Source organism: Sphingomonas ginsenosidivorax (genome assembly GCF_007995065.1).
Lineage (GTDB): Bacteria > Pseudomonadota > Alphaproteobacteria > Sphingomonadales > Sphingomonadaceae > Sphingomonas > Sphingomonas ginsenosidivorax.
Genome location: NZ_VOQR01000001.1, coordinates 1,319,689 through 1,333,592 on the forward strand (window position 1 = coordinate 1,319,689; position 13,904 = coordinate 1,333,592).

Sequence of the window (13,904 nt, forward strand, 5' to 3'; positions counted from 1 at the left end):
GGAACACTACCCGCAGGTAAGGCGGATGATCCGCCCCTTGTCGTCGGTATGGACGTTCAGCCGCTCCTGCAGGAACTCCTTCGTCGTGATCGTACCCGGCGCGAGCCAGCGCAGCGTCGCGGCCCCCGACCGCGCCAGCAGCACATCGCCCCGCGCGTCGCTCGCGCGCTTGCCGACCAGGTCGCCGAGCGACGCGGCATTGCAGATCTTCGGCTCCGAAGGCCCGCGCATCTCGACCGGCGTGCATCCTGCCACCAGGACCGCAGCCACCACCAGCGCCTTCATACCACCGCCTCCGTCCGGGTCATCTTGAGGCGCCCGTCGATCACCGCGAAGGCGAGGCGCCCCTCGACCAGGTCGAGCGCATCGCGACCGAACTGGTCGAAGCGCCAGCCCTCGAGCATCGGCAACCCGGTCCGCACCCCCGCGGCGAGCGCCTCGAGCTCCTCGGTCCGCGCCAGCAGCTTCGCCGCCACGTCGATGTCGCGCGACCGGATCTTCAGCAGCAGTTTCAGCAGGTCGGCGACCAGCGAGCCTTCCTTGCCGAGCCCGGGCTTGCGGTCGTCGCGCGCCGGCAGTTCGTCCGCGCCCATCGGCTCCGCCCGCTCCAGCGCCGCGATCAGCCGCGCGCCGATGTCGTTGCCCGCCCAGCTCGCCGACAGCCCGCGGACCCGCGCCAGGTCCGACTGCTTCTTGGGCGGATGGCCTGCCATGTCGCCCAGCGTCTCGTCCTTGACGATCCGCCCGCGCGGCAGGTCCTTGCCCTGCGCCTCCAGTTCACGCCACCGCGCCAGCGCCTTCAGCCGCCCCAGCACCTCGGGTTTGCGGCCGGATATCCGCACGCGCTTCCACGCAAGGTCCGGATCGTTGGCGTAGTTGGCGGGGTCCGCGAGCCGCTCCATTTCCTGGTTCAGCCATGCACCGCGCCCCGTCGTCCGCAGCCGGTCGAGCATCTTGGGAAAGATCCGCGACAGATGGGTGACGTCGCCGATCGCATATTCGATCTGCCGCTCGTCAAGCGGGCGGCGCGCCCAGTCGGTGAACCGCGCGCCCTTGTCGACCGCGATCCCCAGCCAGCTGTCGACCAGGTTCGAATAGCCGATCTGCTCGCCTTGCCCGAGCGCCATCGCCGCGACCTGCGTGTCGAACAGCGGGTAGGGGGTCTTGCCGGTGAGGTTGTAGATGATCTCGATATCCTGCCCGCCGGCATGGACGACCTTCAGCACGTCCTCGTTCTCGGTCAGCAGGTCGAGCAGTGGCTTGAGGTCGATCCCCGGCGCCATCGGATCGATCGCCGCGGCTTCCTTGTCGTCGGCGATCTGGATCAGGCAGAGCTCGGGGTAATAGGTGCTCTCGCGCATGAACTCGGTGTCGACGCAGACATAGTCGGCTTGCGCGAGGCGGGTGCAGAGATTGGCGAGCGAGGCGCTGTCGGAAATCAGGTCATGGATATGCATGGTTCGTCCATAGCGAGGGTCCCCACTGATGACAAAGGCCGGTTGACAAAGGCAGGCGGTAAAGGGAAGCGCGAGCCATCCAATTCCCGTCATCCCAGCGCAGGCTGGGATCTCCCGTCGCAGGGCGCGCCCTTGCCGCACGAGATCCCAGCCTTCGCCGGGATGACGCATGAGAGAAGAACCATGCACGCCTATCGCACCCACACCTGCGCCGCACTCCGCCCCGAGAATGTCGGCGAGGAAGTCCGCGTCTCCGGCTGGGTCCACAAGAAGCGCGATCATGGCGACCTGGTCTTCATCGACCTGCGCGACCATTACGGCATCACGCAGATCGTCACCGACGTCTCGGGTCCCGTGTTCGACGTGATCGAGAAGTTGAAGAACGAGTCGGTCGTGACGATCACCGGCAAGGTCACCGCGCGTTCGGCAGAAGCCGTGAACCCGAACCTCGCGACCGGCGCGATCGAGATCCGCGCAACCAGCGCCACCGTCCAGTCGGTCGCGCAGGAACTGCCGATGCCCGTCGCCGGCGATGCCGAATACCCCGAGGACATCCGCCTGCGCTACCGCTTCCTCGACCTGCGTCGCGAGCGGCTCCATGCCAACATCATGCTCCGCAGCCAGGTCATCACCTCGCTGCGCAACCGCATGAACGGGCAGGGTTTCACCGAATTCCAGACCCCGATCCTGACCGCGTCGAGCCCCGAGGGCGCGCGCGACTATCTGGTCCCCAGCCGCGTCCATCCCGGCAAGTTCTACGCGCTCCCGCAGGCGCCGCAGATGTTCAAGCAGCTACTGATGGTCGCGGGCTTCGACCGCTATTTCCAGATCGCGCCCTGCTTCCGCGACGAGGACGCGCGCGCCGATCGTAGCCCGGGCGAATTCTACCAGCTCGACTTCGAGATGAGCTTCGTCACGCAGGACGACGTCTTCGCCGCGATCGAGCCCGTGCTCCACGGCGTGTTCGAGGAATTCGCCGACTGGCAGGGGAAGGGGCGCCAGGTCTCGGCCCTCCCGTTCAAGCGCATCCCCTACCGCGAATCGATGCTGAAATACGGCAGCGACAAGCCGGACCTGCGCAACCCGATCCTGATCCACGACGTCGGCCACCACTTCGTCGATTCGGGCTTCGGCCTGTTCGCGAGCATCGTCGCCGGCGGTGACGTGGTGCGCGCGATCCCCGCCCCGAACACCGCGGACAAGAGCCGGAAGTTCTTCACCGACATGAACGACTGGGCGCGTGCCGAAGGGCATGCGGGCCTCGGCTACATCACGCAAAAGAACGGCGAGCTCGGCGGCCCGATCGCCAAGAACCACGGCGAGGACGCGACGCGGAAGCTGATCGCCGAGATGGGCCTTGGCCCCAACGACGGTATCTTCTTCGCCGCCGGCAAGGAACTCGCCGCCGCCAAGCTCGCGGGTGCCGCGCGCTCGCGGATCGGCGCCGACCTCGGCCTGATCGACGAGAACCGCTTCGAATTCTGCTGGATCGTCGACTTCCCGATGTTCGAATATGACGAGGATGCCAAGAAGGTCGATTTCAGCCACAACCCCTTCAGCATGCCGCAGGGCGAGATGGAGGCACTGCAGACCAAGGATCCCTTGGACATCCTCGCCTACCAGTACGACATCGTCTGCAACGGCGTCGAACTCAGCTCGGGTGCGATCCGCAACCATCAGCCCGAGATCATGTACAAGGCGTTCGAGATCGCCGGCTACAGCCAGGCCGATGTCGACGAGAACTTCGCCGGCATGATCAACGCGTTCAAGCTCGGCGCGCCGCCGCACGGCGGCTCGGCACCCGGCATCGACCGGATGGTCATGCTGCTCGCGGGCGAACCCAATATCCGCGAGGTCGTGCTGTTCCCGATGAACCAGAAGGCCGAGGACCTGATGATGGGCGCGCCCAACTATGCGAGCGCGAAGCAGCTCAAGGAGCTAAATATTAAGGTAACGGTCGACGGCCCGAAGGACACGCCGAAGGTCGTCGCCCCCAACGCGGGCTGACCCGGCGACACCCCGGACTCCGTCACCCCAGCGCAGGCTGGGGTCTTCCCGTTGTCGAGTGCTGTGGCCCGAACGGGAGATCCCAGCCTGCGCTGGGATGACGGGTGGGGGTGGGCGGCGGTCGCGCGGGAAGGCGAACGCACCACGCTTGCCCCCGGCCGTTAACCACGCCATCACATCCCCGGGGTAAGGGGACTGCATGCTCGACGATCAGCTGACACCGGCGGCGGCGCCCAAACTCGTCCGCAGCCTCGGCGTCGTCGGCGTGCTGCTGCTGACCCTGTCGGTCGCGACGCCCGCTTCGTCGGTGTTCGTGATCATTCCCACGATGCTGCAGGTGGCAGGCACCGGTGCGATCTGGGCGATGGTCCTCGCCGGGCTGGTTTGTGTCGCCACCGCGTTCATCTATGCCGAGCTGTCGTCCGCCTATCCGGTCGCAGGCGGCGAATATGTCATGGTCGCGCGGACGCTGGGGCCGATGTCGGGCTTCGCGATGCTCGGCGTCAACGTGTTCAACAACCTGCTGTTTCCGCCGATCCTCGGGCTCGGCATCGCCGACGTGCTGGAGACTTTGGTCCCGGGGCTTCCCGCGATCCCCGTCGCGCTCGCGATCATCGCCGCGTCGACGCTGGTGGCGGTGCTGCAGATCCGCATCAACGCCTGGGTGACGGGGCTCTTCCTGCTCGTCGAACTGCTCGCGATCGTCGTCATCGTCTGGCTCGGCCTTACCGAGACGATGCGGCCGCTCGCTGCCATGCTCCTCGACCCGGTCATGCCGGAGGCCGGGGCGCTGGTCCCGGCCTCGCTCTCCGCGATCGGCCTCGCCACCTCGATCGCCATCTTCGCGCTCAACGGCTACGGTGCCGCGGTGTATTTCGGCGAGGAGATGCACGAGCCCGAGCGCCTGATCGCCCGGACGATCCTGGCCGCGCTCGTGCTTACTCTGCTGTTCGAGGGGCTTCCGCTCGTTGCCGGGCTGATGGGCGCAGCCGATCTGCCCGGCTTCCTCGCTGCGCGCAGCCCGTTCATGGACCTTGCCGTCGACCGCGGCGGCACGGGGCTGTCGACCTGGATGTCGATCGGCGTGGTCGTCGCGATCGTCAATGCGATCATCGCGTGCATCCTTGCCTGTTCGCGTTTCTTCTACGGCACCGCGCGCGACGGCAGCTGGGGGCGGCCGGTCGACCGCTGGATGGCGCAGGTCCATCCCCGCCTCGGGTCGCCCTGGATCGCGACGCTGATCTGCGGCGGGATCGGGATGGCGTGCTGTTTCGTGCGGCTCGAACTGCTCGTCGTGCTCAGCGGCACCGGGCTTGTCGCGATCTATGCGGGGATCGCGCTCGCGGCGATCGTCGGGCGTCGCACCGGCCGGACCGATCATGCACGCTACCGCATGCCGCTCTACCCGGTCGCACCCGTGCTGACGCTGGTTGCCCTGGGCTATGTCACCTGGACGAGCTGGCTGGACCTCGAGGAGGGGCGGCCGGGCCTCATCATGACCGCGGCACAGATCGCGCTGTCGATCGCCTATTATCACCTCGTCCTGCGTCGTCGCGGCCCCTGGGACGTTCATGTCCCGACGGCAACGGAGCAGCAGCATGACGATCGACCTGTCCGACTTTGAAGACGGCAAGAAATATGACGGCCACTACAAGCGCGCGCTAGCGAAGCTGGAGGCACGGCTGGAGCGCATTCAGGTCGCGCATATAGTCCATGGCAAGCGTGCCATCGTCATGTTCGAAGGCTGGGACGCGGCGGGCAAGGGCGGCATCATCCAGCGCATGACCGCGGCCTGGGATCCGCGACATTTCGACGTCTATCCGATCGCTGCCCCGTCCGCCGAGGAAAAGGCGCACGACTTTCTCTGGCGCTTCGAGACTCGCGTGCCGCCCGCGCGCAGCATCGCGGTGTTCGACCGCAGCTGGTACGGCCGCGTCCTCGTCGAGCGGGTCGAGGGGTTCGCGACCCAGGAGGAATGGCGCCGCGCCTATGACGAGATCAACGCGTTCGAAGCGCACCAGGTCGAGAACGGCACGACGCTGATCAAGCTGTTCGTGCACACCACGCAGAAGGAGCAGGATAAGCGGCTGAAGGCCCGGCTGAACGATCCGTGGAAGCGGTGGAAGACGGGTCTCGACGACTATCACAACCGCGCACGCCGCGCCGACTACCGGCTCGCGATGGACGAGATGTTCGCGCGGACCGATACGGCCGCCGCACCCTGGCTCGCGATCGACGGCAACAACAAGAAGGCGGCACGGATCGCGGCGCTGACCGCGATCGCGGATCGGCTGGAACAGGGTGTGCCGATGGACCCGCCGCTGCTCGATCCGGCGGTCGCGGCCGTCGCAAAGGCTGCGCTCGGACTGTAGCGCTACGGCAACACGTGTATTTTCCCGGCCCCAAATATCCAATTTGGTATACGATTTGAGTTGATAACCCAGATTAGCCAAGTACGCATCGGACATACGGGACGGGGAAGATCCGGTTCGTGCTCTTCCGGCCTTGCAAGAGGGCCGGAAAAGGGGTCGATGACGGGGTCGGTCGGTATAGTGATGTGAGTGAACGACGATGCCCCAGTTGGGACGAGTGGCCATCGACGTAACGGGGGTGATCGTTCGGGCCGATCGCGATTTCGCGGTGACGATGCGGATGGACGCGGCGCGCCTGATCGGTCGCAACCTGCTCGACTTCACCGCCCCGGCGGATCGCGAGCGGTGCATCTTCCTGTTGGCCAAGCTGTTGGAGGATGGCCAACCGGTATCGACCGTGAAGCGCCTGATCCGCGACGACGGGTCGCACGAATGGATTTCCAACCGGCTGTCGATGGGCGTGCCGGACAATGATGCGGTCCGGATCGAGATCGAGGTCGAAAGCGCCGCCGCGCCGAGCGACTGGGTCGACCCCGCGATGCTGCTCTATGTCGCCAAGCTGCTGGTCGACGGGCGGCGCGCACGGGCCGAAGCCTTCCCCATCACGCTGTTTTCCGATCCGGCCTGGGATATCCTGCTTACTGCCTATGTCTGCGAAGCGGAGGGGGGCACGCTGTCCGTCGCGGACCTTACGGACGTGATGGGAACGAGCAGCGCCAACACGCTGCGGTGGATCCGTGCGCTGAGCGCTGAGGGTCTGGTGGAATATGAGCGCGGCACCGGCGTCGAGGCGACGACGACGTTCCGCCTGTCATGCGAGGCGCACCAGAAGTTCGAACGCTTCCTGTCGGATCGTCACCGGCACGCGGCCGGGGTGACGCGCGCGTTCGCGACCGAAGGCTGACCGATGTTGTCTCGGCGGGCCGGCATCGCTATCTCGCGCTCATGAACGAGATGACCCCGCTCGCCCCCGTCCAGCCGCGCGTTCGCAAGCCGGACTGGATCCGCGTCAAGGCGCCGACCAGCGTCGGCTTCGCCAAGACGCGCGAATTGATGCGCTCGAAGAGCCTGACGACCGTGTGCGAAGAGGCGGCATGCCCGAACATCGGCGAATGCTGGTCGAAGAAGCATGCGACCGTCATGATCCTCGGCGACACCTGCACGCGCGCCTGCGCCTTCTGCAACGTCAAGACCGGCATGCCGCGTGCGGTCGACGCGATGGAGCCGCAGAACGTCGCGGACGCCGCCGCGCAGATGGGGCTGAACCATATCGTGATCACCTCGGTCGATCGCGACGACCTGCCCGATGGCGGTGCGTCGCAGTTCGTGAAGGTGATCCAGGCGATTCGCCGGTCGAACCCGACCACGACGATCGAGATCCTGACCCCCGATTTCCGCAACAAGGCGCAGGCCGCGATCGAGTCGATCGTCGAAGCGCGCCCCGACGTCTACAACCATAATCTCGAGACGGTGCCGCGGCTTTACCCGACGATCCGCCCCGGTGCGCGCTACTATGCGTCGCTGCGGCTGCTCGAGAGCGTCAAGAAGCACGATCCGTCGATCTTCACCAAGTCGGGCGTGATGCTCGGCCTCGGCGAGGAGCGCCTCGAAATCCATCAGGTGATGGACGACATGCGCTGCGCCGACATCGATTTCCTGACGATGGGCCAGTATCTTCAGCCGACCCCGCGCCACGCCAAGGTCGCCGAGTTCGTGACCCCCAAGGCGTTCGACGCCTATGCCTCGATCGCGCGCGCGAAGGGCTTCCTGCTGGTCGCCTCGTCGCCGCTGACGCGGTCGAGCTATCATGCCGGTGACGATTTCGAACGGCTGCGCGCCAATCGCGTGTCGAAGCTGGGAGCAGGGTTCGTCAGCATCTGATGCCCAAGCATGCGGAAACGCGGCATCTGCCGTACACCCCCGAACAGATGTTCGACATGGTCGCCGACGTGGCGCGCTACCCGGAGTTCCTGCCTTGGGTCAGCGCGATGCGCGTGCGGTCCAATAGCGAGACCGAGACGCTCGCGGACATGATCGTCGGGTTCAAGGGTCTGCGCGAGACCTTCACCTCGCGCGTCGAGAAGACCCGGCCCGACGCGATCACCGTCGATTATGTCGAGGGTCCGCTGAAATTCCTGCGCAACGAATGGCGGTTCCGGCCCGAGCCGGGCGGCTGCGCGGTCGACTTCACCGTCGACTTCGCATTCAAGAACCGGATGTTCGAGATGATCGCCGGCCAGGTGTTCGGCGTCGCGCTGCGCAAGATGATCGGCGCGTTCGAGACGCGCGCCGCGCAGCTCTACGCCGCCGGCGGTACCGGCAGCAGCAGCTCGAGCGCCCACAGCGCCGCCTGAAGGCGGATGCCCCCGCGGCCCAGGTCGCCGAAATCCTTGCGGTCGGCATGGACGTCGGCCGGATCGCCGCCCTTTTCCGCGCGGCCGAACACGACCGTGCCGACCGGTTTCTTCGCCGAGCCGCCACCGGGGCCGGCGATCCCGGTGATCGCCACCGCGACGTCGGCGCCCGACTGCTGCAGCGCCGACGTCGCCATCGCCCAGGCGACCGCGATCGACACCGCGCCGAAGGTTTCGAGCAGGTCGTTGCTGATTTTGAGCAGGCCGAGCTTGGCATCATTCGAATAGGTCACGAACCCGACCTCGAACACGTCCGACGACCCCGGGATCTCGGTCAGCGCAGCCGCGACCAGCCCGCCGGTGCAGCTCTCGGCGACCGCGACGCGCCGGCCGATCGCGCGGTTTTCCTCGATCACGCGGCGGGCGGCATCGACCAGCGCCTGCGGAAGAACGGTGTCCATGGTCAGCGGCTCCTTGCGGTGCACAGCGGCAGATCCGGATCCATGGCGGCACCGCGCCGTGCCCGGTCCGCCTTCAGGTAACGCAGCGTCTCGACGACGATGCCCGCGGTGTTCTTCGCGGGCAGCGGCTCGAGCAGTGCAACGAGCCGGTCGATCGTCCCGCAATCGCGCACCGCGATCCGCCCGACGAGCTGTGGGACCAGCAACGACGTCAACAACGGTCGCGCGAACTCCGAATCGAGCAGCGCGTCGACCGCGGGATCGCTCAGCTTGACGATCGCCGCGCGCGCCGCGGGCCAGGCGCGTTCCGCCTCGACCTGGTACCGCGAGAGCAGGGGGCTCGACGTGCGCCGGACCAGGCTGGTCGCGGGCAATTGCGCGGCACAGACCGACCCGGTCTCACGGATGATGTCGGGCATCGCAACCAGCGTCAGAGCCTCCGCTTCGGGTCCGGTGATGCAACGCGGCTGCGCGACCGCGGGGCTCGCCAGCAGTGCGATGGCGGCGAGGGCGGCGACGATCTTCATCGCGGCGTCCCCGGGACGCGGACGGTCGCGACCGCCTGCGCGGCGATACCCTCGCCGCGTCCGGTAAAGCCCAGCCGCTCGGTCGTCGTGGCCTTCACGCTCACCCGGTCGGGCGTCAGTGCGAGCAGGTCAGCGATCCGCGCGACCATCGCGGCGCGGTGCGGCCCGATTTTGGGCGCCTCGCACATGATCGTCAGGTCGACGAAATCGATCAGGCCGCCCTTGTCGGCGATCAGATTGGCGGCGTGCTGCAGGAACTGCGCGGAGTCGGCGCCCTTCCACTGCGGATCGCTCGGCGGGAAATGCGTGCCGATATCGCCGGCGGCGATCGTGCCGAGCAGCGCGTCGGTCAGCGCATGAAGCGCGACATCGGCGTCGCTGTGTCCCGACAGTCCCTTGTCGTGCGGGATCAATATCCCGCCGAGCCAGAGCTCCTCGCCGACCTCCAGCCGGTGCACGTCGAAGCCGAGCGCAGTGCGCGTTTCAAGAGCGGCGCGGGCGTCGGCCGCGGCGAAATCCTCGGGGTGAGTCACTTTTTCGAGCATCGGATCGCCCTGCACCAACGCGACGCCGCCGCCAAGCCGTCGCACCATCTGCGCATCGTCCGTCGCATCCTCGGACGCGTCCCAGGCCGCGTGCGCCGCCAGCAGGGCGGCCATGCGGAACCCCTGCGGAGTCTGGACGCGGTACAGCCCGTCGCGCGTCACGGTGTCGCCGAGCAGTCCGTCACCCCGCGCCAACGTGTCCGCGACCGGCAGAACGGGAATCGCACCGTCCTGCGTATCGAGCGCGGCCAGCACCGCATCGATGACTCGCGCCGGCAGGAAGGGGCGGGCGGCGTCATGGACCAGCACGCGCGTCGCATTACTGATCGCCGCCAGCCCCAGTGCCACCGACTCGCGCCGGGTCGCACCGCCCGCGACGACGGTGACGTCGCCGATCGCGTCGCGCACCATCTGCTGCTGCCCGACCCCCGCAACGACGACGACCGCATCGATCCCCGGATGCGCGGCAAGCGCCCGGTAGGAATGCGCGATCATCGGCTTGCCCGCGACGCGCGCGAACTGCTTCGGAACGGATCCGCCCGCACGCGCGCCGATACCGGCGGCGACGATCAGGGCGACGGTGCGCTGGACTTCGGTCATGGCAGTCTGGTTAGCGTCTCGCCCGCCTTGCCACCAGAGCGCGCATCCGCTACTTGGTGCCCGTTTTTCAGGCACATCCATGAAACCCTTGTCCCCCATCCAGATCGGCCCCGTCCGGATCGAAAGCCCCGTCGTGCTCGCGCCGATGACGGGCGTCACCGACATGCCGTTCCGCACGCTGGTACGGCGCTATGGCTCCGGCCTCAACGTGACCGAGATGGTCGCGAGCCAGGCCGCGATCCGCGAAACGCGCCAGTCGCTGCAGAAATCGGCTTGGGACCGGCTGGAGGAGCCCGTCTCGATGCAGCTGGTCGGCTGCACGCCGTACGAGATGGGCGAGGCGGCCAAGCTCAGCCAGGATCGCGGCGCTGCGATCGTCGACATCAACATGGGCTGCCCGGTCCGCAAGATCGTCAACGGCGACGCGGGCTCGGCGCTGATGCGCGACGTGAAGCTCGCCACCGCGATCATCGAGGCGACGGTCAAGGCGGTTGACGTCCCCGTCACGCTGAAGATGCGGATGGGCTGGGACCATGACAGCCTCAACGCGCCCGAACTGTCGCGCATCGCCGAGGATCTCGGCGTCAAGCTGATCACCGTCCACGGCCGCACCCGTAACCAGATGTACAAGGGCAATGCAGACTGGGGCTTCGTTCGGAAGGTCAAGGAGGCGGTGACCGTCCCGGTGATCGTCAACGGCGACATCTGCTCGATCGAGGACGCCGAACAGGCGATGGAACAGTCGGGTGCCGACGGGCTGATGATCGGCCGCGGCGCCTATGGACGGCCCTGGCTGCTCGGACAGGTCATGACCTGGTTCGCGACGGGGCAGCGCGTCGACGATCCCTCGATCGACGAGCAATATCTCGCAATCGCAGGCCATTACGAGGCGATGCTCGAACATTACGGGATCGAGACCGGCGTCAACATGGCCCGGAAGCACATCGGCTGGTACACCCGCGGGCTGCACGGCTCGGCCGAGTTCCGCAACCGCGTGAACCAGATCCCCGACCCCAACCAGGTCAAGGCGATGCTCGCCGAATTCTATGCGCCGTGGCGCCAGCTTGCCGCAGCCTGATCCGCGGCGCCGGGGTCGGCCCGGCTTCTCGGAGCTGTTCGCCGCCTTGCCGGTCGCGGTCGTCGTGGTCGATGCCGGCAACCGGATCGCGCACGCCAACGCGCTCGCCGAGCAGTTGCTGAACCTGTCGGAACGGCTGATGGTCGGTCAGCCGCTCGCCGCGATCCTGCCGCCGCTCGCCGATGCCCGGACGCAGGACGGGCAGGCGCTCGCCGTCTACGACACCGAGATCACCACCTCGCACGGCGGCAAGATCCGCGTCGATTTTGCCGAGACGCCGATCGCGGACTATCCCGGATGGCGGGTGATCACGTTGCATTCGGCGTCCAATTCGCGCCGCCTCGGCCATTCGGTCGACCGGGCGGCGGGCGCGCGGGCCGCCGTCGGCGCCGCGGCGATGCTCGCGCACGAGATCAAGAACCCGCTGTCGGGCATCCGCGGCGCGGCGCAATTGCTCGGCCCCGACGAACTGACGACGCTGATCGTCACCGAAGTCGACCGCATCGCCGCCTTGATCGACCGGATGCAGGATTTCAGCGACACGCGGCCCTTGCCGCTCGCGAGCGAGAATATCTATCCGCTGCTCGCGCATGCCCGGCGCCTCGCGCTCGCCGGGTTCGCGCGGGGAATCGTGATCGAGGAGCGGTTTGACCCCTCGCTGCCGCCAGCGCACATCAACCGCGACGCGCTGCTGCAGATCGTCATCAACTTGCTTAAGAACGCGCGTGAAGCGGTACGCGACGTCCGCGACGCCAGGATCGTCCTGACGACCGCCTATCGCCACGGCATCACCGTCAGCCCGGCCCCCGGCAAGCCGCGCCAGATGCTGCCGATCGAGATCTGCGTCATGGACACCGGCCTTGGCGCGCCGCCCGATATCGCCGAACATCTGTTCGACCCGTTCGTGTCGGGGCGGCGCGAAGGGCAGGGGCTCGGCCTCGCGCTCGTCGACAAGCTGACGCGCGACATGGGCGGGATCGTCCAATATGCCCGGGAAGGCACACCTGAAATGACCGTTCTCCGCCTGCTGCTGCCGAGATCGGCGTCGTGAGCACCGTCCTGGTCGTCGACGACGATGCCGCGATCCGCACTGTTGTCGCACAGGCGCTGCGGCGCGGCGGGCACGAGGTCGTCGCCGCCGACTCGCTCGCCGCGCTCGAACGCGCGCTGGCGGCTGCCGTCCCCGACGTCCTGATCACCGACGTCGTGCTCCCCGACGGCGACGGCATCGACCACATCCGCAGCGTGGCCATGCGCTTCCCGACGCTGCCGATCATCGTGCTGTCGGCGCAGAACACGCTGACGACGGCGGTTCGCGCTGCCGAGGTCGGCGCGTACGAATATCTCCCCAAGCCGTTCGACCTCGACGTGCTCACGCGTGCGGTGACGGGCGCGCTCGCCCGAGGGGGCATCGCCTCCGACCAGGGACCGGGCGAGGACAGCGCGCTCCCGCTTATCGGCCGGTCCGCGGCGATGCAGGATGTCTACCGCGTCATCGCGCGCGTCGTGTCGAACGACCTGACCGTGCTGATCTCGGGCGAATCGGGTACCGGCAAGGAGTTGGTCGCGCGCGCGATCCATGACCTGGGTCCGCGACGCGCCTCGCCCTTCGTCGCGATCAACATGGCGGCGATCCCGCGCGAGCTGATCGAGGCCGAGCTGTTCGGGCACGAGCGTGGCGCGTTCACCGGCGCCGCGACGCGCAACGCCGGGCGGTTCGAACAGGCGGCGGGGGGCACCTTGTTCCTTGACGAGATCGGCGACATGCCGATGGAGGCGCAAACCCGGTTGCTCCGCGTCCTCCAGTCCGGCGAGTTCACCAGTGTCGGCGGCGCGCGCACAATCCAGGTCGATGTCCGCATCCTTGCCGCAACCAACCGCGACCTGACCGCGCAGGTCGCCACCGGGCAGTTCCGCGAGGATCTGTTCTACCGCCTCAACGTGGTGCCGATCACGCTGCCCGCTCTGCGCGAACGGCGCCAGGACATCGCGCTGCTCGCTCGCCATTTCCTCGACCACGCCGCCGCGCAGGGCCTTCCGCGGCGACAGCTCGCCAGCGATGCGATCGCCGCGCTCGGCAGCCACGACTGGCCGGGCAACGTCCGCGAGCTCGAGAACCTGATGCGCCGGCTCGCGGTGCTGTCGCGCGACGAGGTGATCGGCGCCGATACCATCCGCGCGACTCTCGGCGCGCCGGTACCGAGCGGCGATACCGGCGACGCGGACATCGCGGTCGCGGTCCATGCGCTGATCGAGCGGATCGCGCGCGAACATCCCGCCGCGCTCGACGACGGCACGCTCTACGACCGCGTCATCGGCGAGGTCGAGCGGCCGCTGATCGAGGCGATGCTGGCCCGGCACGGCCACAACCAGCTGCGCGCTGCCCGCGCGATGGGGATCAATCGCAACACGCTGCGCAAGCGGCTCGACACGCTGGGCATCGAAGTCGGCAGCGAGTCGGGTCGTCCGGTCGAGCCGCCGTCACGCTGAATTTTGCATTATG

Annotated in this window: 14 protein-coding genes; 9 read left to right on the forward strand and 5 right to left on the reverse strand. The window is 67.6% G+C overall.

Annotation, left to right across the window (positions count from 1 at the left end; all coding sequences use genetic code 11):
- Positions 1-6 precede the first annotated feature (6 nt).
- Together FSB78_RS05875 and rnd are read right to left on the reverse strand one after the other, a co-directional pair.
- Entirely contained in the window at positions 7-285 is a 279-nt protein-coding gene (locus FSB78_RS05875) for an I78 family peptidase inhibitor (protein WP_147080793.1), read from the reverse strand.
- Positions 282-1,457 (reverse strand): ribonuclease D, encoded by a 1,176-nt coding sequence (gene rnd / locus FSB78_RS05880; protein WP_147080795.1) that lies wholly within the window; start codon positions 1,455-1,457, stop codon positions 282-284. Before rnd ends, FSB78_RS05875 begins: the two co-directional genes overlap by 4 nt.
- A gap of 183 nt (positions 1,458-1,640) precedes the next feature.
- On the opposite strand from rnd, the gene aspS reads away from it, so the two are divergent.
- The 6 genes from aspS to FSB78_RS05910 all read left to right on the forward strand — a co-directional run bounded on the left by aspS (position 1,641) and on the right by FSB78_RS05910 (position 8,190).
- Complete coding sequence (gene aspS / locus FSB78_RS05885; protein WP_147080797.1) at positions 1,641-3,464, forward strand: aspartate--tRNA ligase; 1,824 nt, start codon at positions 1,641-1,643, stop codon at positions 3,462-3,464.
- Between the two features lie 199 nt (positions 3,465-3,663).
- On the forward strand, positions 3,664-5,088 hold the full coding sequence (locus FSB78_RS05890) for an APC family permease (protein ID WP_147080799.1): 1,425 nt from the start codon (positions 3,664-3,666) through the stop codon (positions 5,086-5,088).
- Entirely contained in the window at positions 5,063-5,836 is a 774-nt protein-coding gene (locus tag FSB78_RS05895; RefSeq protein WP_147080801.1) for a polyphosphate kinase 2 family protein, read from the forward strand. Before FSB78_RS05890 ends, FSB78_RS05895 begins: the two co-directional genes overlap by 26 nt.
- Positions 5,837-6,053: 217 nt before the next feature.
- Positions 6,054-6,740 (forward strand): hypothetical protein, encoded by a 687-nt coding sequence (locus tag FSB78_RS05900; RefSeq protein ID WP_147080803.1) that lies wholly within the window; start codon positions 6,054-6,056, stop codon positions 6,738-6,740.
- A 41-nt stretch (positions 6,741-6,781) separates the two neighbouring features.
- A complete protein-coding gene (gene lipA, locus FSB78_RS05905; RefSeq protein ID WP_147080805.1) occupies positions 6,782-7,717 on the forward strand; it encodes a lipoyl synthase in 936 nt (311 codons plus the stop codon).
- Entirely contained in the window at positions 7,717-8,190 is a 474-nt protein-coding gene (locus FSB78_RS05910) for a type II toxin-antitoxin system RatA family toxin (protein WP_147080807.1), read from the forward strand. The genes lipA and FSB78_RS05910 overlap by 1 nt, the downstream gene beginning before the upstream one ends.
- On the opposite strand, the gene FSB78_RS05915 is transcribed toward FSB78_RS05910, so the two are convergent.
- Genes FSB78_RS05915 through FSB78_RS05925 form a run of 3 tightly spaced genes read right to left on the reverse strand, consistent with a single transcriptional unit; the run spans position 8,136 to position 10,323 of the window.
- Entirely contained in the window at positions 8,136-8,651 is a 516-nt protein-coding gene (locus tag FSB78_RS05915) for a CinA family protein (RefSeq protein ID WP_147080809.1), read from the reverse strand. The genes FSB78_RS05910 and FSB78_RS05915 overlap by 55 nt on opposite strands.
- Positions 8,652-8,653: 2 nt before the next feature.
- Positions 8,654-9,178, reverse strand: a complete 525-nt coding sequence (locus FSB78_RS05920) for a hypothetical protein (protein ID WP_147080811.1) — start codon at positions 9,176-9,178, stop codon at positions 8,654-8,656.
- Positions 9,175-10,323: a bifunctional 2-C-methyl-D-erythritol 4-phosphate cytidylyltransferase/2-C-methyl-D-erythritol 2,4-cyclodiphosphate synthase gene (locus FSB78_RS05925; RefSeq protein WP_147080813.1), complete on the reverse strand. Its 1,149-nt coding sequence runs from the start codon at positions 10,321-10,323 to the stop codon at positions 9,175-9,177. The genes FSB78_RS05920 and FSB78_RS05925 overlap by 4 nt, the downstream gene beginning before the upstream one ends.
- Before the next feature lie 79 nt (positions 10,324-10,402).
- On the opposite strand from FSB78_RS05925, the gene dusB reads away from it, so the two are divergent.
- Genes dusB through ntrC form a run of 3 tightly spaced genes read left to right on the forward strand, consistent with a single transcriptional unit; the run spans position 10,403 to position 13,891 of the window.
- Positions 10,403-11,401, forward strand: coding sequence for a tRNA dihydrouridine synthase DusB (dusB, locus tag FSB78_RS05930; RefSeq protein ID WP_147080815.1), 999 nt, complete (start codon positions 10,403-10,405; stop codon positions 11,399-11,401).
- The gene (locus FSB78_RS05935) at positions 11,370-12,452 is read left to right on the forward strand and encodes a two-component system sensor histidine kinase NtrB (RefSeq protein WP_147080817.1); all 1,083 of its coding nucleotides are present in this window, start codon (positions 11,370-11,372) and stop codon (positions 12,450-12,452) included. Before dusB ends, FSB78_RS05935 begins: the two co-directional genes overlap by 32 nt.
- Complete coding sequence (gene ntrC, locus FSB78_RS05940; protein WP_147080819.1) at positions 12,449-13,891, forward strand: nitrogen regulation protein NR(I); 1,443 nt, start codon at positions 12,449-12,451, stop codon at positions 13,889-13,891. Before FSB78_RS05935 ends, ntrC begins: the two co-directional genes overlap by 4 nt.
- Positions 13,892-13,904 lie beyond the last annotated feature (13 nt).